Source organism: Streptomyces cyaneochromogenes, from assembly GCF_003963535.1.
GTDB lineage: Bacteria > Actinomycetota > Actinomycetes > Streptomycetales > Streptomycetaceae > Streptomyces > Streptomyces shaanxiensis.
This window is the reverse complement of record NZ_CP034539.1, coordinates 3628128-3648632: the sequence shown is the minus strand read 5'-3', so window position 1 is coordinate 3648632 and position 20505 is coordinate 3628128. Positions and strand designations below refer to the sequence as shown.

24 protein-coding genes are annotated in these 20505 nt (G+C 66.6%); 6 read left to right on the top strand and 18 right to left on the bottom strand.

Features of this window, described 5'->3' with window-relative positions; all coding sequences use genetic code 11:
- The first annotated feature begins 333 nt into the window (after window positions 1-333).
- Together EJ357_RS16260 and EJ357_RS16255 are read left to right on the top strand one after the other, a co-directional pair.
- Window positions 334-798: a single-stranded DNA-binding protein gene (locus EJ357_RS16260; protein ID WP_126392315.1), complete on the top strand. Its 465-nt coding sequence runs from the start codon at window positions 334-336 to the stop codon at window positions 796-798.
- A gap of 260 nt (window positions 799-1058) precedes the next feature.
- Entirely contained in the window at window positions 1059-2477 is a 1419-nt protein-coding gene (locus EJ357_RS16255) for a Cys-Gln thioester bond-forming surface protein (protein ID WP_126392314.1), read from the top strand.
- Between the two features lie 201 nt (window positions 2478-2678).
- Here the strand turns inward: EJ357_RS16255 and EJ357_RS16250 are convergent, their stop codons facing one another.
- Window positions 2679-2954: a hypothetical protein gene (locus EJ357_RS16250; protein ID WP_126392313.1), complete on the bottom strand. Its 276-nt coding sequence runs from the start codon at window positions 2952-2954 to the stop codon at window positions 2679-2681.
- Window positions 2955-3193: 239 nt separating this feature from the next.
- Window positions 3194-3763, bottom strand: coding sequence for a hypothetical protein (locus EJ357_RS16245; protein WP_126392312.1), 570 nt, complete (start codon window positions 3761-3763; stop codon window positions 3194-3196).
- 317 nt (window positions 3764-4080) lie between these two features.
- Between EJ357_RS16245 and EJ357_RS16240 the strand changes: the two genes are divergently transcribed.
- The gene (locus EJ357_RS16240; protein WP_126392311.1) at window positions 4081-4872 is read left to right on the top strand and encodes a hypothetical protein; all 792 of its coding nucleotides are present in this window, start codon (window positions 4081-4083) and stop codon (window positions 4870-4872) included.
- 287 nt (window positions 4873-5159) lie between these two features.
- Here EJ357_RS16240 and EJ357_RS16230 read toward each other — a convergent pair whose 3' ends face one another.
- From EJ357_RS16230 to EJ357_RS16165, 14 genes are all read right to left on the bottom strand, one after another.
- Window positions 5160-5360, bottom strand: coding sequence for a hypothetical protein (locus tag EJ357_RS16230; protein WP_126392309.1), 201 nt, complete (start codon window positions 5358-5360; stop codon window positions 5160-5162).
- A 347-nt stretch (window positions 5361-5707) separates the two neighbouring features.
- Window positions 5708-6970, bottom strand: a complete 1263-nt coding sequence (locus tag EJ357_RS16225) for a tyrosine-type recombinase/integrase (RefSeq protein WP_126392308.1) — start codon at window positions 6968-6970, stop codon at window positions 5708-5710.
- Entirely contained in the window at window positions 6970-7170 is a 201-nt protein-coding gene (locus EJ357_RS16220) for a helix-turn-helix transcriptional regulator (protein WP_126392307.1), read from the bottom strand. The genes EJ357_RS16225 and EJ357_RS16220 overlap by 1 nt, the downstream gene beginning before the upstream one ends.
- A gap of 2 nt (window positions 7171-7172) precedes the next feature.
- Window positions 7173-8558 carry a replication initiator protein RepSA gene (gene repSA / locus EJ357_RS16215; RefSeq protein WP_126392306.1) on the bottom strand — a complete coding sequence of 462 codons (1386 nt, stop codon included), beginning with the start codon at window positions 8556-8558 and terminating at the stop codon, window positions 7173-7175.
- Window positions 8555-8752 (bottom strand): hypothetical protein, encoded by a 198-nt coding sequence (locus EJ357_RS16210; RefSeq protein ID WP_126392305.1) that lies wholly within the window; start codon window positions 8750-8752, stop codon window positions 8555-8557. The genes repSA and EJ357_RS16210 overlap by 4 nt, the downstream gene beginning before the upstream one ends.
- A complete protein-coding gene (locus tag EJ357_RS16205) occupies window positions 8749-8958 on the bottom strand; it encodes a hypothetical protein (protein ID WP_126392304.1) in 210 nt (69 codons plus the stop codon). Before EJ357_RS16205 ends, EJ357_RS16210 begins: the two co-directional genes overlap by 4 nt.
- An 86-nt stretch (window positions 8959-9044) precedes the next feature.
- The gene (locus tag EJ357_RS16200) at window positions 9045-9362 is read right to left on the bottom strand and encodes a SpdD-like protein (protein WP_126392303.1); all 318 of its coding nucleotides are present in this window, start codon (window positions 9360-9362) and stop codon (window positions 9045-9047) included.
- 24 nt (window positions 9363-9386) lie between these two features.
- Window positions 9387-9542, bottom strand: a complete 156-nt coding sequence (locus EJ357_RS16195) for a hypothetical protein (protein WP_126392302.1) — start codon at window positions 9540-9542, stop codon at window positions 9387-9389.
- Window positions 9543-9551: 9 nt separating this feature from the next.
- Entirely contained in the window at window positions 9552-9743 is a 192-nt protein-coding gene (locus tag EJ357_RS16190) for a mobile element transfer protein (RefSeq protein WP_126392301.1), read from the bottom strand.
- 22 nt (window positions 9744-9765) lie between these two features.
- A complete protein-coding gene (locus EJ357_RS16185) occupies window positions 9766-10431 on the bottom strand; it encodes a DUF2637 domain-containing protein (protein ID WP_126392300.1) in 666 nt (221 codons plus the stop codon).
- Window positions 10432-10436: 5 nt separating this feature from the next.
- Window positions 10437-10640, bottom strand: coding sequence for a hypothetical protein (locus EJ357_RS16180; protein WP_126392299.1), 204 nt, complete (start codon window positions 10638-10640; stop codon window positions 10437-10439).
- 80 nt (window positions 10641-10720) lie between these two features.
- Window positions 10721-12076, bottom strand: a complete 1356-nt coding sequence (locus tag EJ357_RS16175; protein WP_126392298.1) for an FtsK/SpoIIIE domain-containing protein — start codon at window positions 12074-12076, stop codon at window positions 10721-10723.
- Window positions 12077-12078: 2 nt separating this feature from the next.
- The gene (locus EJ357_RS16170) at window positions 12079-12435 is read right to left on the bottom strand and encodes an SCO3933 family regulatory protein (RefSeq protein ID WP_126392297.1); all 357 of its coding nucleotides are present in this window, start codon (window positions 12433-12435) and stop codon (window positions 12079-12081) included.
- A 139-nt stretch (window positions 12436-12574) separates the two neighbouring features.
- Window positions 12575-13354: a GntR family transcriptional regulator gene (locus EJ357_RS16165; RefSeq protein ID WP_126392296.1), complete on the bottom strand. Its 780-nt coding sequence runs from the start codon at window positions 13352-13354 to the stop codon at window positions 12575-12577.
- Window positions 13355-13372: 18 nt separating this feature from the next.
- On the opposite strand from EJ357_RS16165, the gene EJ357_RS16160 reads away from it, so the two are divergent.
- Window positions 13373-13837 carry an NUDIX hydrolase gene (locus EJ357_RS16160; protein WP_175647411.1) on the top strand — a complete coding sequence of 155 codons (465 nt, stop codon included), beginning with the start codon at window positions 13373-13375 and terminating at the stop codon, window positions 13835-13837.
- A gap of 360 nt (window positions 13838-14197) precedes the next feature.
- Here the strand turns inward: EJ357_RS16160 and EJ357_RS16155 are convergent, their stop codons facing one another.
- Together EJ357_RS16155 and EJ357_RS16150 are read right to left on the bottom strand one after the other, a co-directional pair.
- Entirely contained in the window at window positions 14198-15388 is a 1191-nt protein-coding gene (locus EJ357_RS16155) for a hypothetical protein (RefSeq protein WP_126392295.1), read from the bottom strand.
- Between the two features lie 1012 nt (window positions 15389-16400).
- Window positions 16401-19073, bottom strand: a complete 2673-nt coding sequence (locus EJ357_RS16150) for a P-loop NTPase fold protein (protein ID WP_175647410.1) — start codon at window positions 19071-19073, stop codon at window positions 16401-16403.
- Window positions 19074-19384: 311 nt separating this feature from the next.
- On the opposite strand from EJ357_RS16150, the gene EJ357_RS16145 reads away from it, so the two are divergent.
- Both EJ357_RS16145 and EJ357_RS16140 read left to right on the top strand, forming a co-directional pair.
- Window positions 19385-19582 carry a hypothetical protein gene (locus tag EJ357_RS16145; protein ID WP_126392293.1) on the top strand — a complete coding sequence of 66 codons (198 nt, stop codon included), beginning with the start codon at window positions 19385-19387 and terminating at the stop codon, window positions 19580-19582.
- 248 nt (window positions 19583-19830) lie between these two features.
- Entirely contained in the window at window positions 19831-20457 is a 627-nt protein-coding gene (locus EJ357_RS16140; RefSeq protein WP_126392292.1) for a hypothetical protein, read from the top strand.
- Window positions 20458-20505 lie beyond the last annotated feature (48 nt).

Genomic DNA, 20505 nt, shown 5'->3' with positions numbered 1-20505 from the left:
GCGGGCGGTGCCTCTGAGAGGCGGTGGTCGGGGCCTTGAGAGGCGGTGTCCTGGGGACGACGTCCTGCGGTGACGGCCGTGGATCACCCCTTCGAGTGGCGGAGTTTTCCACAGACGGGCGGTGATCCACAGGGCTCGGCGGGCCCGGCCCGACGGAGGCAGTCTGGTTTCGCGGCGATCGCGACGGTGCGGTCGGTCGCGGTGATGGCGGTGAGGACGACGCGGCGCGAGCCGTCGCGTGCGCGCCGCCATCACGTCGGACGCAGCCGTACGGGACGGGCCCGTACGCGTATCGGCCCGGCGGAAAAGGCCGGGCCAGGGAGGGGTTCGAGGATGAACGAGACGACCATCTGCGCGGTGGGCAACGTGGCGACGCAGCCGGTGTACCGGGAGCTCGCGACGGGACCGTCCGCGCGATTTCGGCTCGCGGTGACCTCGCGATACCTGGACCGGGCGAAGAACGAGTGGACCGACGGGCACACCAACTTCTTCACGGTGTGGGCCAATCGGCAGCTCGCCACGAACGCCGCCGGCTCGCTGAACGTGGGCGACCCCGTCGTGGTGCAGGGCAGGCTGAAGGTGCGGTCGGACGTCCGCGAGGGGCAGAGCTGGACCTCGGCCGACATCGACGCGGTGGCGATCGGCCATGACCTCGCCCGCGGCACCTCGGCCTTCCGGCGCACTCCCCGGCCGGAGGTCGGCGGCGCCGCGTCACCGGACCGGCCCGAGCCCGACTGGGAGACGCCACCTACGGACAGCCCCTCCCAACAGGCCCCGGAACCAGTGGCGGTGACGTGACGTCAGTCACCATCCGCGGCTGACCGAACTGCGGCTTATCGACGAATGCGTTCCGAACGACCCAGGGGGATTTGTCGATAAGCCCTGCTCGCAGGGGATCTTGGCGATAACGATTCCGAGTCGGATCGGCCCTCTGACGGGATCCCAGGGAAGCGTGGTGCGCCGCGTACCTAGGATGCCGGGCATAGCTCTCGGGGCTGGTGATTCTGCTGGTGGGACCTTTCCCCGACGTCAACGGGTCCTGCTCGAAGGGGAATTCTGTGTTTGCTGCGTTCTCTGCACTGTCGGTGCGGGGGCGAGGGGCGGCCCGCCTCGCCGTCTCGACCCTGGTGTCCGGGCTCGTCGCCGCCACTGTGGTGGCCGGTGCCGGCCCGGCCGCGGCCGACGGGACCGCTGAGGGCCAGGGTGGGGCGACCGCCACCATAGGTGGCCTGAAGACATACGGCGCGGCGGTCGTGCACGCCGACACCGGGGACCAGCAGATCTCGGCGGGCCTGTTCGAGATGTCCGTCGACGGCGGCGGCACCCTGCAGACGTACTGCGTCGACATCCACAACCCCACGCAGCGCGACGCCAGGTACCACGAGACCTCCTGGAGCGGCACCTCGCTGGGTGCCAACAAGAAGGCCGGGAAGATCCGCTGGATCCTGCAGAACTCCTACCCGCAGGTGAACGACCTCGCGTCACTCGCCGGCAGGGCGGGTGTCAAGGGCGGCCTCACCGAGCAGGACGCTGCGGCCGGCACCCAGGTGGCCATCTGGCGCTACTCGGACGGCGTGGACGTCGACGCCCTCGACCCGCAGGCCGAGCAGCTCGCGGACTACCTCGAGAAGAGCGCGCGGGACGTGGCCGAGCCGAGGGCGTCGCTGACGCTCGACCCGCCCGCGGTCTCCGGTCACCCCGGTGAGCGGCTCGGTCCGGTGACGGTGCGCACCGACGCCGAGAGCGTGACGGTGACGCCGCCGGCTGACGCGGCCACCAGTGGCGTGCGGATCGTGGACAAGGACGGCAAGCCCGTCACGTCCGCGGCGGACGGCGGCCAGGTGTTCTTCGAGGTGCCCGAGAAGGCGGCGGACGGCCAGGCCGAGTTGACGGTGCAGGCCTCGACGACGGTGCCGGTGGGGCGGGCCCTCGCCGCCGAGAGCCGCAGTCAGACGCAGATCCTGGCCGGCTCCAGCGAGTCGACCGTCTCGGCGACCGCGAGTGCGACCTGGGCGAAGACCGGTGCGATACCCGCGCTGTCCGCGGTGGAGAACTGCGACAAGGGCGGTGTCGACATCACCGCGGCCAACGAGGGCGACGCGCCGTTCACCTTCGATCTGCTCGGAATCGAGTACACGATCGCGGCGGGCGAGTCGCGGACGGTGACGGTCCCGCTGCAGGAGGACCAGGCGTACGACTTCACGATCCAGGGCCCGGCCGGCTTCGAGAAGCGGTTCACGGGCGTGCTGGACTGCATGACGCAGGTGATCGAGGCCGACGCGGCGGGCCCCGACACCCAGACTCTCAGCGAGCCCAGCCCCGCCACCGTCGGCACCACGACCGACGACACCAACCTCGCCGCGACCGGCGGCTCCGACATGACCCCGCTGATCGGGGGCCTCGCCATCGGCCTGGTCCTGATCGGTGGAGCTGCCCTGGTGGTCGTACGGAAGAAGGAAGCGGCGACTCGGGACTGAGGTGGGAGTTCCCACGCAAGTGAGGGGGCGGTCCGCCAGTCACGGACCGCCCCCTCACCTGTTTCAGGCCAGCACGGCTCACGGGGTACCGGTGCACTGCCATCGGCGGAACCTCGGGGACCGTCTGCCCACGGTCCGTACTCCACCGGTAGTTCGTGCCATGGGGCACCGGTCCGCTCTGCCGGCGGACCCCGTCAGGGGTTAGAAGGCGCTGCTGTTGCAGCCCATCTGCGAGCCGAGGTGGGTGTCCTGCCCGCCCGAGTTGCCCTCGCCGTTGAGCGCGTTGCCCAGAACGCCGTTGAGCACGCCGACCTGGCCGAGGACGTCGAGGTTCAGGTCGTGCGACTTGCAGTTGGAGCTCTGCAGGATGGAGTTGCCGTGGCCGTCCATGCCCTGCGCGGCAGCGGTGCCCGTGCTCAGGAGAGCGACGCTGCCGAGGGCGGCGACGACGACGGAAGCCTTGCGAAGCTTGTGCATGTCATCTCCGGTGAAGTGAGGTGTATTCGATCCGTGACGAATCGATTTCGTGCAGTCACGGGTAGCTAATATTAAAAGGTCCTAAAATGTCCGATCGGCACGCCGAATTTCGCGATCTTGCCGCGAATACACCCGGACGCCTGCATCCGCACGCCTGCACCCTGATGCCCGCAGCCTGACCCCGCCGGTTGCGCGCCCGCCGGCTGAAAAGCCCCAGGTCGCTGCTCCGTCGTGCGATCTCAACCCTGATTCGGGGGCCGGCCCAGCGGAGGATCTTCCACGCCGAGGCACGTTCGCATCAGGCCGCGCATCTGCTTCCATCGTTCCCACAGGTCCTGGAGATCCTGCTCGATCTCCTCGAACGACCTCACCGGATTCCCCTCCTCCAGGCGCTTGACTCGTCGGTATGCCTGAGCGAGTTCCTTGGCCATGGCGTCCAACTCGGCCAGTACGACGGACGAGGCGACCAGCTGCGCTTCCGCGAAGGCGGCGTGATGGGCATGGCGCGCGGCTTCCAGCTCATCGCGGCAGGTAGACGTCACCGTGCCCTGATGGACATCCCACAGGTAGTTCATGAGTTGGATGCGATAGCGGCGATAGGCCGTGTTGGTCGCGATGTAGCACGCGCGCCGCTCGGACAGACGAGCTTCCTCTCTGTCGCGCGCCCACTGGGCCTGGACTGCCTGCTGTTGCCTTTCGAACTGTTGCTCCTGAAATCGAAAGACGATCCGCTGCGAGAAGACGGGAGCCAGCAAGGTCCCCGTCACGCCAACGAGCGCAGCGATCAGCGCGGTTAGACCGTTGTCCATATCTGCCCCCCGGCTCGACTGGATGTGTAGTCGACAGCAAGCTCCTGATGCCCGGGAACCCACCGTTCCATCGGTGCGGGCATGGTCGACGCCGCTGATGGACGAGCCGTCGACCGTCCCTCGCTTCTGCTTTTGCTTCCAAATTCATCACGCGCGCAAGGAAGTTGGCCGACAGTCGATGATTTCACGAACCCCAGGAGAAGCAGGAGTTAAGTGATGGGTAGGGTCGGCAATAGCGCACAACCCCCCACGCGCCCCCTCTGTCTGACGCAGGTGAAATCACCACCCAATTCATCAAGCGTGGGGGAAACCACACCATGCGCATACGCGCCACTGTCGCCACCGCCGCTGCCCTCAGCGCCGCGCTGGCCGTCGCCACTCTCGCCGTTCCGGCCGCCGGGGCCGAGCAGGACGACACACCCACACAGATCAGGGATATCAAGGTCAACCAGGACCGCGACTACACCGTTGTCGTCGAGGCCGCACGGAAGATCAAGTTCCCGATCTCCGCGATGGTCCACGATCCGGCGGGCATCCAGAGCGTGTCGTTCGAGCTGCAGCACGGAGCGACCGAGGCGGAAGTTGACGGGCGCATCGCGCAGGTCGGGTCCAGCAACTGTGTGAAGGTCGACGAGTACTGGTCCAAGTGCGAGGCCTTCATGATCGCCGACCCGTACACGAACGTCCGCAGCAACGCCCTCGCAGGTGCCTGGGGCATCAATTTCGTGGCCGTCGACGGCGAGGGCAACGTCACCCGCGAGGACTACATGCCGCTGGCCCGCATCAAGCGCAAGACCCACCTGTCCCTGGCCAACGCCACCCCGGAGCCGGTGAAGAAGGGCGAGAACCTCACGGTCAAGGCACGGATGATCGTCGCCAGCTGGGAGAAGCACAAGGACGTGCCCCTCATCGGGCACCAGGTGCTGCTCCAGTTCCGCAAGGGCACGAGCGGCGCCTTCACCACGCTGAAGAAGGTCAAGACCGACCGGAACGGCTGGGCCACGACCACCGTGAAGGCAACGGCGGACGGCCAGTACCGCTACCACTTCGCGGGCACGTCCCTCACCGAGGCCAGGTCTGGCCTGGCCGACTTCGTCGATGTGAAGTGAGCCGGGACCTGTGAAGTGACCATCCCCTGCCCGCGACACCGGCGGGCAGGGGGCCTCCTCGCAGCGGCGAAGGCGGTGTACGCGGCGATCCGCTCGTCGCGCAATGTCTGCCGCTTGGCCGCAAGCCGCTGAAACGGGTAGGTGACGAAGGCACCCAACAACGTGCCCGCCACTGCCACAACGCTGGTCCATATCGGCTCCATGGCCACAGATGAGCACACGCGTATCTGGGTGCTGGAGACGTCGTCCTCTTCTTCATCAAAGGTCCCCATGCGGAGGGACGAGGATCAGGCGTGGTCGGCGTCCGTCCAACTCCCGTCGAGGGTGACCAGGGCGGAGCCGAGCACCGCGCAATGGACCGAGCGCCGACGGGCCGCCTCCCCGTGCTCCTGCGCGAAGTACGCGACTGCGCCCGCGCTCCTGCCTTCGGCCCGCTCGGCGCTGCCGCCGTCGGCACACGCCCCCATACGGACAGGGCCGGAGGGCATGAGCTGATCACCTCATGGCGAGGCAACGCTCAAAGCAGTGCCTCCGGCGGGCCCATCGCCGCCACGACAGTTCTCCCTACTGATCTCGACTGACCAGGGCCTGCCGAGTGATCAGCCTTGGGCGGACCTGGGCCGTCCCTGAGCCGTCCGAAGCTCCCCAAGGCCGGCCGACGGCGTCCGTCAGCGACGGTCGGCATCGCCGCCAACAGCGAAACCCCAGGTCAGAGCCCCCTGCCCATACGCGTTTCCCCCCAGGGGTAGCGGTCGGGCAAGATGGGGTGTTACTTGCCGCGAGAGGGCATGAAAAGGCCCCTCACCAGCAAGTTTCCCGCCGATGAGGGGCCGTGTCAGGCAGCCTGGGCCGTCTCTGGGCCGTCATGAGCGTGACCGGCGGCCCGGTACATCGCGGAGATGGCTTTTCGGGTCCGGGTCTCGCTGGACGGCATGAGGTGCGTGTAGACGCGGAGGGTGAACCCCGGGTCGCTGTGGCCGAGGTACAGGCTCAGGGCCTTGATGCTCTCCCCGGCGTCCAGGAGGACCGAGGCGTAGAAGTGGCGTAGGGCGTGCATGCCGTGTTCGCGGGCCGGTGCGTGACGCTCGCCCTTCTCGGGGGCCGGGATGATGCCGGCGGATGCAAGCGCGGGCTTCCACGCCTGGTCGTTGAACCCCTGGCTCCAGATGGCTGCGCCGATGCTGCTCGTGAAGACGACCCGGTGCGTGACCTTGGGGCCGGTCGGGGTGAGCCAGGGCAAGGTCACCTCGATGGGCGGGAAGGTCGCCATGTGCTCGCGGAGCGCGGCCGACACCTCGGGATCGAGGGGGACGTCACGGAGCTTGCCGCGCTTGGGTGGGGCGAAGACGAGCGTGCCCCGAACCTTCTTGACCTGCTGGCGGACGTAGAGCCAGCCGAGGTCACCGATGTTGTCGACGGCCAGGCCGAAGATCTCGCCCTGTCGCAGTCCGCACCCTGCCCCCACGTCGACCATGGCACGGTAGCGCTCGGGCAGGCCCGCACGAACGGCGAAGACCTGCTCAGCGGACCACGGATGGACGCGTGTCGGCGCAGGACGAGGCGCCTTGACCGATCGGGCGCGGCAGGGGTTCGAGGCCAGCAGGCGGTCATCTACGGCCGCGTTGAGCACGGAGGAGACGGCGTCGAAGATGAGGCGCCGGTACTGCGCCGACGCTACGGCGTCTTCGAGCTGGCGGTTCCAGTCGCGGATGTGCTCGGGCTGGAACGAGCCGATGGGGCGTGTGCCCAGGTACGGCAGAGCATGCAGGCGCAGCCTGCCTTCCACGGCGGCCCGGCTGGTCAGATCGGTCGTGAGGGCGGCGAGCCAGCGTTCCGTGTACTCGCGGAAGGTGACCCGGGCCGCCCTCGGGTCGATGTACTGGCCGCGCGCCATGTCGGCCTCGATGTTGGTCAGCCACTGGTCGGCCAGCCGCTTCTGCTTGTCCGGGAAGCTCTTGGACTTCTCCGTGCCGTCCGGGCCGATGTAGCGGGCGCGGTAGCGCAGGCCGACGCCGTGTCGGTCGGTCTTCATCTTGCGGGGCTTGCCGTCCGGGCCGGTCTCGGTCCTGTACCAGCGGTCTTGAATGTGTCCGGCCATCAGGCGGCAGCTCCCTTCAGCTGGGAGTCCACCCAGGCGCGTACGTCCTCCGGGTCGAAGCGGAGATGCCGGCCGACGCGGAAGCCGCGGGGACCGGTGCGCTTGCGGCGCCACTGATAGACCGTCTCGACGCTGGGTAGCTCGAACATCTCCACCAGGTCGTCAGGTGTGAGGAAGCGGCTCGGCAGCTCTGACGCCATGATCACCACTCCCTCTCGTCGGCCAGTGTGGCGAGCGCCTCGCGGGCGGTTTCGCGGTTGAGTTGAAGGTCGCGGGCGATCGTCGCGGCGAGGGCCGACTCGCCGGGAGTGTGGCCGTGTCCGGCGTATTGCCAGTCGGCCAGGACGAGGACTGTGTCTGGCTCGTTGTCGTCCAGGCCGAGCGCTTCACGCTCTTGGGCGGCGCGGTAGTCGGCGCGTGCCTGGCGGAGGGCGCCGAGGGTGGTGGAGTAGTGGCGGGACTTGGAGCTGAAATGGCCTCGGAAGCCGAGCATGTGTGCCCAGGCCCAGAGGCGGCGGTCCGGGTAGAGCGGGTCGAGGGTCTTGCAGGCTTTGATCAGGCGGCGGGTGTGGTCGGGGACCTGGTGGCGGTCGAGTTCGGAGAGCTCGCCGATGCGGCGGTCGAGGGTGCCGGTGTTCTCGGCGGCCTTGGTGGCGTACTTGGCGACGTAGGAGGCGACGGCCTGTTCGGTGATGTCGGAGCCGTCGCCGAAGGCCTTCACGGGGCGGACGTCGAGCTGTGTGCCCCAGCGGAAGGTGCGAGCCGGTTGGTCGTCGGCGGCCGGGACTGAGACCGAGGTGTATGAGTGCGTCGCGGCGGCGCGAATGGCGTCGGTCAGGAGGTCGACGGTGGCCCAGGCGGGCGGTGGGGTGTCGGGTCCCTCCGGGCCGTCGAGGCGGATCACGGCATGGAAGTGGAGGGCGCCGCGTTTCTGGAACTCGGCGACCTTGCCGTACGAGAGGCGTAGGTGGTTGGGGAGTTCGCGGCGGGTGAGTCCGGCGCGGGCTGCGATCTCGCGGCGTAGGCGGGTGGTGAAGCGCTGCCAGAGGTCGCCCGCGTGGTTGTTGAAGAGGACGGCACCCGCGTAGTCGTACGTCGTCGGATCGAGGGCGGTGCCGAGGGCGGGGTCTTCGGTGGTGTGGCGGGTGCCGCAGCGGCAGGTGCCTCGGTCGGGGCGGTTGTGGACTGCGCCGAAGGACGGGGCGGTGAGGGTGGCGAAGACGCGGGGGTGATCGCGGACCGTGGCCGGGATGTCGCGGTGATCGTCTCCGGCGAGTCCGGCGCGAATGAGGTGGTAGGTGTCGCCCGCGTACGTCCAGGCGCAGGCCGGGCAGCGCGAGGCGCGACGGTTGCCGCAGGCGACACGGAGGCGTCCGCCCGGCTCGTTCTCGGTGGAGTAGTGGTGCAGGGTCTCGCCGGTCGTCTTGTCCTTGTGGAGGACCCAGCCGGTCAGGTGGATCGGGTCGGCGCAGCCGCCGGTACGGCGGATCTGGTCCTGCCAGCGGTCGAAGCCGGGGAGCCCGGCCACCCTGAGCGCGTCGCTGAGGGTGACCGGGTCCAGGCCCGCGAAGGTCGCGGAGTTGGTCACCGGCGCCACCCCCGCTTCTGTGGGGTGTTGGCCTTGGCCGAGGACGGGCCGGAGGTGTCGCCCTTGGTCTTCGACGGTGCGGGGCGAGAGCGGTCGTGGCGCGTGTGCGCCTTGGCCACGCCGATGGCTCGGTCGTTGTCCGAGTCGAGAGGGTGGCCCGTGTCGCGAGGCAGCCGGTCGCGGAAGATGCTCATCGGGCAGCGACCTCCCACGCGGTCACGGCCAGACGGGGTCGGAGTGGCAGGGTGCCGGTGCCGTGGCAGGCCGAGCAGTCGACGGTGAGCGTGTGCAGGTGTCCGCGGGCGTCGCGGCCGCCGGACGATATCGCGGCGGTGGCAAAGCCGTCGCAGTTCGGGCAGATTCGGGCGGTTGTTGTGGTGGCCGGGTTGGGGCCGGTCATGATGGGGTTCCTCCGGTTCAGTGGATCGGACAGGGACGGCGCCCGGGCGGCGGATGCTTGGCGGTGTCAGGCCGCCCGGGGGCCGGTCAGCGTCGCTTGGCCTCGGAGGCCAGCAGGGAGCGCAGGACGACAGCGCAGACGGCGACCGAGACGCCCGTGATGGCGACCGCCAGCAGTAGCGAGACCAGGACGGCGCCGACGACCAGGACCACGGCTGTACCGCCGCCGACAACGGCGATCAGGGCACCAGGGGTGAGCTGGACCGTGGGCCGAGACGGCGTCGGGGCCACCGGGGCAGGCGCCGGGGTCTGGGAGGCCGGGACGACGGCGGTTGGCTCGACGACGGCGGGTGGGGTGACGTGGCCGGTCGGCGCGGGCATGGTCGGGATCTTTGGGCGGAGCATGGGTGATCTCCCTTCTGTGGTGGGCTACTTGACGAAGGTGTTGATGGCGGGGGCCAGAACGCTGTCGGCGAGGAGGAAGCCGCCGAGCAGGAGCACGGCGATGAGCCAGGCGGGTGGGCGGGTGAGCTTGACGCCGAGGTAGCCGACGGCGAGCAGGGCGAGCCAGAGCGGTACTTCCATGGCGGTCTCCTAGCGGACGCGGCAGCGGTGGGTGCGGGCGGCGAGCTGAGCGGCCGACTGGCTGGCGTAGTCCGAGGACCAGCCGCAGCGGTCGGCGGTGCAGACGGCGGCGTGCTTGGTCTGGCCGTGGCGGTCGCGGTGGGTCCCGATCTGCACGGGGCCGATCTGCATCAGCGAGTGGAAGTGGTCGCGAGCGGGCATGGCGGGCGGTTCTCCTCTCTGGTCAGGCGAGTTGGGCGGCAATGGCGTCGACGAGGTGCGGCGGGACACCGAGGCGCGTGCGCAGGGTGTCGGTGTCGATCGGGGATCCGGTGCGGGCCTGGTGGTCGTCGGCGACCTTGCGGGCGTGGTCGACCAGGGCGGCCGGGACAGGGACCGCTGGCACCGGAGCAGGTGCGGCGGCAGGCAGGGCCGGGGCTTGCTCGGACGCGGTGACCGGAGCGGCTTCCGGCTCCGGATCGGGGCTCGGTTCGGGCTCGATGTCGGGTGCGGGGGTGGTGGGTGCCGGCGGAACCGGCACCAGGTCCCCGGCCTCAGTCGGCGCGTGGGCGAGCAGGGTGCCGCCGAGGAAGGCGAGCGCGGGCCACCCGGCGACGACGATGCGCAGCCAGGCCGGGACCTGGTCCAGGTCGAGGACACCAGCGGTGGCGATGTTGGCGCCGAGTGAGGCGACCAGGGCGACCAGGAACCACAGCCAGGCCGTCATGGAGCGGTCGGTGCGCAGGCGGTGCAGCACGCAGACCAGCAGCAGGTCGACCGAGACGGGATAGGCCCAGGCTTTCCATCCGGTCTGCCCGGCAGCGGCGGCGAGGTCATGCAGGTGGGCGAAGGACAGGGCACCGGCAATCACGGCCAGGACGAGGACGACGAGGCGGATCTTGCTGGGCATGGTTGTCACCCCTCGCCGGGGTACTCGGGGCCGTCGGTGGGGTCGTAGCCGGGAGGGAACAGTCCGGGCGGGGGCTCAGGCAGCGATGCGGCCAGGCACGGGCCGACGGTGTCGATGAAGTCCTGGTCGGCGTCGAAGGTGTCGGCGTAGAGGGCGAGTTGGCCGAGCATCACCACCGTGCGGGCGAAGTCCTCGCAGTTGGGGCACATGGCGGGTGATCTCCTTTTCGGGCATGGCTCGGGTAGGGGCCTGGCGCGAGGCGGTCGCGCCGACCGTGGAGCGGGAGAGTTCAGGGAGTGGCCGGGATGGACTCGACGGCCGGGGCAGCCACCGGCTTGGGGATGCCGAGCGTGGGCCGGAACGGCGCCAGGACGGCCAGGTGTGGGGTTCGGTCGGCGTGCCGGTTGCAGGTGTTCACGGCCTGCCGCAGCGTCGTGTGCGGCGCACGGATGCGGTGCCAGCCGCCGGTCGAGTCGCCCGCGATGGCGAGGCCGCGCATGTCGGCGGGGATCTGGATGGCGGCGAGTACGGCGTCCGGGGCGATGTCGCCGAAGGCCATGTTCGCCGAGGATTCGTCGTTGACGCGGTGGGCGGTGCGGCCGGTGAGCTGGGCTCGGAGCATGGTGATGCCCTTGCCGAGTTCGGAGCCGAAGCGCTGCCCGCAGATCTCCAGGTAGATCCCTGCGGCACGGCCGAGCTGGGCGAGGCGAGCGAGTGCGGTGATTATCCGGTCTCGGCGTTTCTCCTCGTCCTTGGTGGCGAACAGGGCGAGTTCGGCGACCTCGTCGACCAGGACCACGATCGGGACCGGGCGCAGGTGTTCGGGCAGGTTCCAGATACCAGCGGCGATCTCGGCGTCCGGGACGTCGGCGGTGATGCGCTGTTCGGCGCGGATGAGCTGGTAGACGTCCTCCATGTGGGCCACCAGCGCGTCGAGAAGTTCGGCGGCGGTGTCCGGGTTGTCGGCGAGCGCGGAGAACCGGCGGGCGAGGGGGAAGAGTTCGACGCCCTGCTTGCAGTCAATTCCGACCAGGGCGACGTCCATCGGAGCCAGCCCGGCGACCAGGTTGCGTTGGTAGACGGACTTGCCGGACTCGGTGGCGCCGAGGGTGAGGGCGTGGGGTATGGCCCGGTAGTCGCGGTAGTGGACCGTGCCGTCCTCGCGCAGGGCGACGGGGACCCGCATCGGCGCCGTGTCGGTCTTGGCGGGCATCTGCACCCGCTTGAGCACGTCGTAGCCGGTCATCCGCAACTCAACGACCCCGGAGCGGATTTCGCGCGAGGTGACGCCGTACATCGAGAAGGAGTGGCGAAGCCGGTCGGACGCGGCAGCGATGTCGAAGGCGTCCTGGCCGGGCCGGAGCTTGAGCCGCAGCACCAGGCCGGTTCGGGTGGGCCGCAGCCGCAGGATGCGCGGCGGGCGGGACTCCGGCACGGGCCGGTTGGCGACCCGAGCAAGGGTGAGACGCCAGCGCGAGGGCGGGACGGTCAACCCGCAGGCGTCCATGACCGAGCCGTACCGGACCAGGACGCGCACAACCGCGAAGGTGACCCCGAAGGTCAGCCAGTACCAGGCGGGGCGCCGCCACCGCAGGAGACCCGCAGTGGCGACGACCACAACCACAGCGACCATGAACCACGTCATGATCAAGCCGCCTCGGACACCGAGCCCGCAGCGGCCAGCGACGTGACCGCGACCGCGCGGAAGCTGATGCCCCACCGCTTCTGGCCGTTGAACTCGTTCTCCCACGGCCGGGCAATCAGGCCGGTGAGGGCGACCGGAGTGCCCATGGCCAGCTCGCCGGAGATACCCGGTTCGGGCACGGCCACGGTGACGACCTCCGCGTTGCCGTTCATCACGAACAGCACGTCCACCGTCCACATGGTCTCGCCGCTGTCGCGATCCACCGCGACCTGGCCGGTCTGGCGGTTGACGACCTTCTTCTGCGGGGGCTGGGCAACCATCAGGGTCGCGCCGGAGGTCTCGACGGGAATCTGACGCACAGCAGATCACTCCTCTACAGAGGCTCGACTCCGCCACTCATGTATATGAGTGACATGAAGAAGAGTGCCTGACTCCTATACATGAGTCAACCCGCCGCGAAGACGAACCCGCGACGGGCTGAGGGGAGTTGAGCGTGCGTCAGTCGGCGGCAGGGATCCGGTACTCGAAAACGAACTGGTCAGCGGCCATGAGTGTGTCGCAGACCTCGACCACGAGACCTTCGGTCGTACGGGCCTCACGGATCAGATGGACCACCGGCGCACCGGGGCTCAGCGCCAGCTCGGACGCCTCCGCCTTGGAGGCCGGGCGTGCTTGCAGCGTCTCGGCGAACTCGGCGAACTCGTGCCCGTGGTCTTCGAGTCGGGCGTAGATGCCACCGCCGCCGGGGTTCTCGGCGAACAACTCCGGGATCTCCTTCACGACATCCCAGGGGAGGTAGGAGGTCGCGGTCTCGACGGGCGTGCCGTTGCGGAAGTAGAGGCGTCGCCGGGCGAGGACCTGAGTGCCGGCGGGGACGCCCAACCGCCGGGCGGCATCCTCGGGGGCCTCCATGGGGCCGATGTACAGGACGCTCACCTTGGCCGTGGCGCCGGACTGCTCAGACTCGGCGAGGTAGGCGGCCTTGCCGCCCTGCCGGAGCGAGCGCCGGAAACGGTCGGAGGACCGGTGCCGTACGGGCGGCCGATCCTTCACGATGGAGCCCTTGCCGTGCCGGGTCTCGACGAGCCCGCTCGCACGCACCTCGACCATAGCCTTGCGGATCGTGCCCCCCGAGACGCCATAGCGGTCGACCAGCTCCGACTCACTCGGCACCATGTCGCCAGGCTTGAGGACACCCGCCCTGATCTGCTGCACGATCTCGTCAGCGATCTGCACGTAGCGAGGTACGGACCGCTCACCTCCTACTGCGGTTCCCATAGTCCTTCACTTCCTCCTATGCTCCTGTGCATGAGTAAAACCCAGGAAGCAACTTTGCCGCCACTGCACTCCGTATCTGTGGCCGGAGTTGTGGTGCGCGAGGATGGTCGACTCCTGGCGATCTGCCGCGCCGACAACGGCACTTGGGAGCTCCCCGGCGGCGTACTCGAACTCGACGAGACCCCCGAGGCGGGAGTCGCCCGCGAGGTCCTGGAGGAGACGGGCATCCACGTCGAGGTGGACGAACTAACCGGCGTCTACAAGAACACGACCCGAGGCATCGTGGCCCTGGTCTTCCGCTGCAAGCCCTCCGGCGGTACTGAGCGCACGTCGAGTGAGTCGACGGCGGTCTCGTGGCTGACGCCCGACGAGGTCTCGGAGCGTATGTCCGAGGTCTTCGCGATCAGGCTCTTGGATGCCTTGGACGGCAACGGCCCCCATGTGCGGAGCCACGACGGCAAGCGCCTCATCCCAGCGGGATAGAACTTTCCCTACTTCATCAAGGCCCGCGCGCGGCGCGGGCGCGCGCCGCCTCTGCGGCGCGGCCTGCCTCCTGTCTTCGCCCCGGCTGGCCGCGCCAGGCGGCGCGCTGGCGAGCTGCGGGCATGAAGTGGGAGACACCCTCTGTGGCTGGGGCGGTCGGCTCCACGGCTTTAGGCAGCCACTTTGGGGCGAGCCTCTAAGATCATGGCCCCAACGTCGTGCTTTAACGGGCAGGTCCACAGACTGCCCGACGCGCCGGAAGCTTACGGGGCCATGATCACTCGCCCCAAAGCAGCTCCAGCCCAAAGCCGCTCCACCGACCTTGTGATCTACCTATTCCACTGCCTCATCGAGGGATCATTAGAACTCCGCTTCGTCGTCATCAAACTCGACGAAGCCGACAAGCGCTAGATCCTTTTCCCCAGCGATAGCCAGCACATCCTTATAGCGCCTGGACGCCCGGAAAGTACGAATCCGCGCAGCAGGCTCCCTGTACACGCTAAAAACACTGGAAGCCGTCACCACGGAAATACTGTCGAAGAGTTCGATTGCGAACCCCGAAGCCAGATCCCGCGTGGAGAGGATCTCCGACCCTCCGACGTCGCGTAGATTCATTTTCCTGAACTCAGCATTTTTCTTAACGGCGACATCACGGTTCTCGAATGCCGAGACGTTGACGACTTCCAGCACGTCATTCCTCTTAACGAGTAGGCGATAGCTGGAGTTACCTAGGACTTCGACACCCTCACCCCAGGCGGGCGTACCCTCATCCCCTTCACCACGCGATGCCTTAAACGACAATGCCTTTTGTGTCAACTCTTCGATACTCCTCTCCTGTTCATATCCCGTAACCATCCATTCATCGAACTGCGCTCTCTCATGGGACCTACCTCTCACATCGTGTGCTCTAAGAAATCCAGGCATAGGCGCATCCGTATAGTTCAAGAGGTGCCGTGCCGCAGACGAGCATGAAGCCGAATAATCCGCCACTTGCTCCATCCTATTTCCCGACCTTCGAATAACGGTGGCGGGATATCCTTCTTCATTCTCGCCAAAGGGATCCCACAGTTCCCCCTCACCATATTCATAGTCATCACCATCAATATCAAAGAGCCTGATAGGGGCAAACCACAGACCCCGCTCTTCGGCTGAAGCATTGACCGCCATATACTGCGCGGAAACACATCTTGTCTCGTGTTCAAGGAACTGCACGAGAGGCATCTCGTCGATTTCACGGTCCGGGTTGAAACGTGATTCGAAGAGGCCCTCGCTGGTCGCCTGGTAAAGGCGATTTGCATAGATCGCGGAATCGAATAGATAACCAGGCGTACCTTCATGCCCAATCTTGATCGGCTCCAGACTTACAGTCAGGTCGAGGTCGCTACCTTCTAGGCGAAAATCTCTCAGAAAAGCTGACGCCACCTCAGGCATACTCATGATCCGCCGGAACGCCGAACTTGCCTTCCAGTCATTCCTCAAAATAAGGTAATCCAAAAGGCCCGCTTTAGACGGTCCGTACTTTGCGAGTACCGCCTTGGAGATCCTTGCCATATCCAGAATGTACAGGGATCCATCTCGGCCCCACAGGAGCACGTGCTCCTTATATAGCCAGGCGTCACGCCACTCACCTGGCACTCTCAGGCGGAACACGCCAGCTTTCGACACTAGATCCTCCCCGTCATGAGGCGCTCGTAAGTAACGCTATTGATCCTGCCGGACTTCAACCACAGATCGAGAATATTTTTGGGAGGCCTGTACTTTCTTGCACCACCCCGGCTTGTCACCGGGTACCCATGGCGAGGATCTGAGCCATTCTGCGCCACAGGGAAAAATGCGACTCTTTCCTGACGGTCCCCCAGCACCTTGAGCGCATCTTTGGAGATAAACCAATTATTTCTATTGGCGTCAATCCAGCTAGATATCTCCGACTCGCAAAAACAATGACATTCATCCTTAACCGGTACTGCCCAGCAAGTTTTTCGATTCTTTGTCCCGCTCGCGCTGCGGTGATAGTTCAGCGACTTATACGAACCGTCCGAGCATGTGACGAAAGTAATTCCATCTGACTCAACCTTATCTTGCTTGCAACTTCTTTTATTCACTTTCCCCCCTGCGTCAAAAGGTACGCACGCTCGGCTCTGAGGATAGACGGCACACGTGGAGGTAGGGGCTTCATTGAATGAATCCGGCTCTGTCACAGCCTCGGCTGGCAGTACTGGGTTCTACGCTACGGTCGGCAAGGCGCTCGCTGCTTCGGATGCAGTACTAGACAACGAGCGCCCTCCCGGGCCGTCCTAGGGCCGTGGAAGGGCGCTCAACGTTGACCAACGTCGACAGCTACCGACAGCTCAGCAGCAGGTCAGGGCGTTGATCGGTAAGGCGGCCGCAGGTCACCGCCGCCGATGATCAGTTGTGGCTGCATAGGTCCTGTATGCGCTGCTCGCTGTGCGCGGTGGCCTCATCCGGCAACGCTGGCGCCGGCCGGTTGCGTAGAGGGGCGTCTGCCAGCACCACTCGTCCAGACCCATGAAACAGCGACCTGCATCCGCCGCCAGAAGGATCCTTAAGACAGCCGTTCGGCGAGCTCAGCCACCACCTTTCCTTCATGCTCGGCGAGCAACGATCGCAGCGCAATGCACGACTTGGCGTGGCGCGTGTCATCCAGGCCGACGCTCCGGAGGGCTCTGGCCCACGAGAGGTCGTCCGTGGTGCTCTCAGCGAGAATCGCTAGCCCCGTCACTCCGTCGAAGCGTCGGCGCAGGGACGTCTGGAGCGCCGGCCAGCGGGCCGCGATCTCGGAAAGAACCACCAGATGGACAGCCTCTTGTACCGACAGCCTCTCCAGTCCGTGCTCCTTGTGGCCTAGCACCCGAAGATAGAACTGCCACAGCGTCAAAAGCCGTTTTACTTCACGGAGCGAGAGATCCTTCTGTGCGCTCAGGCGTTTCCCGAGCTGGTCACGGACCGAGGGATCCGTCTCCAGGGCACGTACAAGTACCTCGGTCTCCGATGTACGGCCGTAAGTCGTGGTCGAGGATGGGGCCTGAGCAGGAGCAGCGACAGACTGCTGTTCGCCCGCCTCGTCGGGAGCGACGACGGTCACCGGAGCCCACAGGGCAACGTCGCCCAGTAACCCGGTGAGAGCGGCTTCGACGCTGCCCTGCGACGTCGGCGGCAGGGCCACCGGCAGCTGGACGAGCTTGCGCAGGAAGGTCCAGCCAGCCGAAGGGTCCTGATGAGCGTCAGCTAGGTCCGCAGTCGCGAGATCTGCATAGGCTCGGTCCAGATGCGCGGCGACGACTCCGGGGTCGAGCCCAAGAACAAACCGGCACCGGGCTTGGTCCTCTGCGCTCTGCCGCGTAGGGACATGCAGCGCGCCCGACAAAAACAGGTTGACTGCCTCGAAAACATCAGCGGTCACCCGGGGTGAGCAACGGTCCAGGTCGTCAATGAAGACGATCAGCTCGTGACCGCCTTCTTTCAAGGTCGCGAGCAGCTCCCGGATGTCGTGCTGAACGAGGTAGAGGTATCCGGACCGAGCGTTGTAGTACGGGTCTCTCAGAGCGTCACCAACGCCTCCACTTCCCCCAGAGGCGAGAGGACCGCTCATCACCGGGCCGTCCAGGAGCTCGCCCGGCAGGTAGGACCGCGCCCGCCCGCCCGCTAGGCGCAACACCGTATGAATGACCCCCGCAGCGGCCAAGAGTGTCGGCAACGCCCCTGCCAGCAAAACTGCACTGATCTGATGCCCAGCGATGTCGTAGTTCTGTCCTCCCTTGGCGAGCTGTGCGACCAGGGGAGCGAGCAGTGCGAAGACTGCCACTCGCAGCAGCGGGGAGCAGAGCCGCCGCAACATCGTGCGACGCAGTTGATGACGGTCCAAGCGGACTGAGTTCCTGCGCAGCCAGTAAGCCTCCCGGCTTCGCCCGTGGGGTCCCAGCGCAGGCTGTGCAGCCTCGACAATCGTCCGAGTCAGACCTGCCCATATCTGATCATTCGTCTGATGCGCCCAGGGGTTGAAGTGGGCTGTTATAGACGTCGAAGGTCGCACGGCCCATGCCACTTTTCCCGCCTCAGAAACTTCTCTGTACTCGGGTGCCTCAGGGGCGGTCCGTATCAGCTGCAGAAGTGCCGCCTTGACCGAAAGATGCTCGGGCGAACGTCGCCACCAACGCCGTTGCGGGCCATTCGTGTCGCAGAGTGCTGGCTGCCGGCGAAGGACTTCCCTTTCGATCAGTCGCATCATGCTCGTCTTGCCCGACCCCCATGGGCCCTCCAAAGCCACGACGGTCGGGCCCGTTGCGTCCATAAAACCGCCACTTGCTTCCACCATGGTTCTGGCGTCTTCTTCGGCCGTCACCAGCAGGTCGGCGATAGCTGCGACCAAGGCGTCCCGGTTCAGTAAGTCCTCGTCAGCGGGCCGATCGCCAAAGCCTAGGCAGCGGAGAGAACCATGCCCCCCTAGAGGGTCTGGCGCACCCTTTCCTGGCAGCGAGCGGCGGCTGGCCATGGCATCCCGCAGGCGCCTACCAAGGAGGTCTGGTGAACTCCCAACCACATGGGCGACCAGGTCAGGTTGACCGCTGAGCACCCGATTCAACCAACGGAGGCCGTTCCACTGCCGGACGAACGGAAACTCCGCGCGAAGGTCTGCGAACCATGAAGCCTCAGGGGGTGTCGGGTCGATCGGCGCCACGAGATCCCAGCGATCCGGCTGAGGTGCGAGCCTCTGCAGCGAACGACGAATCTGCGCTCTGCGATCCGACGTCATGCGGCCCGTGAAGGCTTTCAATTCGTACTGGACGAACCCTTCGACCTCCGAGTGCTCAAATACATCGTATCCGCGGTCCTTATCATTTCCTTGGACAACTTGGGCATGAGGACGAATCCGGAGAATGAGCAGACCTACCAGTGTCTCGAATATGGCAGGGTTCTTGACTATCTCAGCCCAGTCGACTGGCGCCTCGGAATCGACGCGAACATCGCGCTCCCGGCGGGCTGCCTGGAGCAGGCTCAGCCACAAGCGCGAGTCCCGTGACCGGGTATTTCCTGCGATTTGCCCTGCCAGCACTTCCAACGAGTTGACCAGCGCCAGGAAATCGTGCGTGAGTGCTTCGCTCGGTAGGGCACGACCGTTGAGCCAGCTGCCGATCGTCGATGCCGCCAGATGATTCTCGCTTCGCCTGGCTAACTGCCTCAGGGACGGCTTGCCGGCCTCCTCGTATAGCGCGCTCAATTCGTCTTGGAACCGGTCCGTATGCTTCCCCAACTGATCGCCCTCCCGCGACGACCGGGCCGCATTGATCCAGAGGGTGCGGCGCCTAGGCCTGCCAGTTTAGGCCCACTCAAGGCTCGACGTCCCTCGACTTGTCGGCATCGCACCATCCCTCGTATGCCAGTTCTGGCGCACCCATCCTTTCAAGGAATGGCTGCCGATCCGCTGGGACAAGCCTCGGACAAGCTCGGCGACCCAGACACGGGCCCGGAGGACCTGCGACGGCTGGCGACGGAACTGACCGGTAGCTCCTCCGCTCGTATCGTGACCGAATGCGCAACGAGCGGCACGATGAGCGGCTGTCGGACGAGGAGTTGGAGCTGTTCCTCCAGTACCTCCACAGATTCGCGAACCATGACCTTGATCTCTTCGCCCTCATTCAGGTTGGAGATTCTGAGTACCCCGCCTACGTGTCCATCAGCAGGACGCCAGAAGCGGGTGTCGACCCATCGGCCTACCGGCGGCCGTGAACCTGCTCCGGGCCGTGTCGAATGTGTGTCGACGGCAGGTGGCGAGCTGTCAGCGGAAGGCGTAGCCGCCCTGATCAGTGACCGACCCCCGGTGAACACGCCAAGCGCCTTCTAAGCCCTCGCTCCAAGCTTGTCGGTGCACCCCAGCAGGCCCCTCGCCGGGTGTGGCCGGATCCGCGCCCTTGTTGATTCTTCATGCACGTGTCACACAGTTGGTAAGCGGGGTGACTGGGGGAGGGGGACTCTGCATGTCCGTGCTGGGTGGTAACCACGGCGGGCCGTCGGACTGGGCCGTGGAGCGGTTTGGGCGGCATGCCGGCAGGCTCGTCGAAGCGATCCCGGAGCAACTGGCGAGGGCTCACACGAGGGCTCATGCGGTTCACCTCACCGCGAGGCTGAAGAAGCGCAGCCCTTACGGCGTCACCCTGGCCGAGGCTGTGCGCGAGAACCTCGCGGATACGGCTCGTGAGCTGGACGAAGCCGTGCGGGACGTGCGCGGGTACGAGTACGCAGTCATCAACGACCACGCTCTCTTCCCCTTTAAGTACGCCGATCGCCCCAAGCCCCTCGAACGTGCGCGGCTGGCCGCCAACGCTTCCCCCACGCGCCGTCGGATGCTCCTGAGCCACGGGCCGGAGCCACAAGACGGTCTCTTTCCTCTTGACGACGAGCTCACGACGGAGGAATACGAGGAGCTGCACGAGACCTTTGAGGCCCTCGGGGCCTCCACGAAACTCGTGTGTCTGTTCTTCACGGCCGACCCTGAGAACGGCATCCACGTCATCCACTGGGGAGACGCCCACCTCGAACCCGACCGCACCTTCACCTGGCTCCACAGCGAGCAGCTGCCTGTGGCAGCCCAGCCCCTTGAGTGAGCAGCCCCGATCCTGGGCCGTCTCTGGGCCGTGCGAGGGCGCCCGAGG

Bases quoted from the DNA above. Each gene is read 5' to 3' on its own strand.
- EJ357_RS16260 (WP_126392315.1), top strand. From the start codon at position 334: ATGAACGAGACGACCATCTGCGCGGTGGGCAACGTGGCGACGCAGCCG.
- EJ357_RS16250 (WP_126392313.1), bottom strand. From the start codon at position 2,954: ATGCACAAGCTTCGCAAGGCTTCCGTCGTCGTCGCCGCCCTCGGCAGC.
- EJ357_RS16245 (WP_126392312.1), bottom strand. From the start codon at position 3,763: ATGGACAACGGTCTAACCGCGCTGATCGCTGCGCTCGTTGGCGTGACG.
- EJ357_RS16240 (WP_126392311.1), top strand. From the start codon at position 4,081: ATGCGCATACGCGCCACTGTCGCCACCGCCGCTGCCCTCAGCGCCGCG.
- EJ357_RS16230 (WP_126392309.1), bottom strand. From the start codon at position 5,360: ATGCCCTCCGGCCCTGTCCGTATGGGGGCGTGTGCCGACGGCGGCAGC.
- EJ357_RS16225 (WP_126392308.1), bottom strand. From the start codon at position 6,970: ATGGCCGGACACATTCAAGACCGCTGGTACAGGACCGAGACCGGCCCG.
- EJ357_RS16220 (WP_126392307.1), bottom strand. From the start codon at position 7,170: ATGGCGTCAGAGCTGCCGAGCCGCTTCCTCACACCTGACGACCTGGTG.
- EJ357_RS16210 (WP_126392305.1), bottom strand. From the start codon at position 8,752: ATGAGCATCTTCCGCGACCGGCTGCCTCGCGACACGGGCCACCCTCTC.
- EJ357_RS16205 (WP_126392304.1), bottom strand. From the start codon at position 8,958: ATGACCGGCCCCAACCCGGCCACCACAACAACCGCCCGAATCTGCCCG.
- EJ357_RS16200 (WP_126392303.1), bottom strand. From the start codon at position 9,362: ATGCTCCGCCCAAAGATCCCGACCATGCCCGCGCCGACCGGCCACGTC.
- EJ357_RS16195 (WP_126392302.1), bottom strand. From the start codon at position 9,542: ATGGAAGTACCGCTCTGGCTCGCCCTGCTCGCCGTCGGCTACCTCGGC.
- EJ357_RS16190 (WP_126392301.1), bottom strand. From the start codon at position 9,743: ATGCCCGCTCGCGACCACTTCCACTCGCTGATGCAGATCGGCCCCGTG.
- EJ357_RS16185 (WP_126392300.1), bottom strand. From the start codon at position 10,431: ATGCCCAGCAAGATCCGCCTCGTCGTCCTCGTCCTGGCCGTGATTGCC.
- EJ357_RS16180 (WP_126392299.1), bottom strand. From the start codon at position 10,640: ATGTGCCCCAACTGCGAGGACTTCGCCCGCACGGTGGTGATGCTCGGC.
- EJ357_RS16175 (WP_126392298.1), bottom strand. From the start codon at position 12,076: ATGACGTGGTTCATGGTCGCTGTGGTTGTGGTCGTCGCCACTGCGGGT.
- EJ357_RS16165 (WP_126392296.1), bottom strand. From the start codon at position 13,354: ATGGGAACCGCAGTAGGAGGTGAGCGGTCCGTACCTCGCTACGTGCAG.
- EJ357_RS16160 (WP_175647411.1), top strand. From the start codon at position 13,373: ATGCTCCTGTGCATGAGTAAAACCCAGGAAGCAACTTTGCCGCCACTG.
- EJ357_RS16155 (WP_126392295.1), bottom strand. From the start codon at position 15,388: ATGGCAAGGATCTCCAAGGCGGTACTCGCAAAGTACGGACCGTCTAAA.
- EJ357_RS16145 (WP_126392293.1), top strand. From the start codon at position 19,385: ATGCGCAACGAGCGGCACGATGAGCGGCTGTCGGACGAGGAGTTGGAG.
- EJ357_RS16140 (WP_126392292.1), top strand. From the start codon at position 19,831: ATGTCCGTGCTGGGTGGTAACCACGGCGGGCCGTCGGACTGGGCCGTG.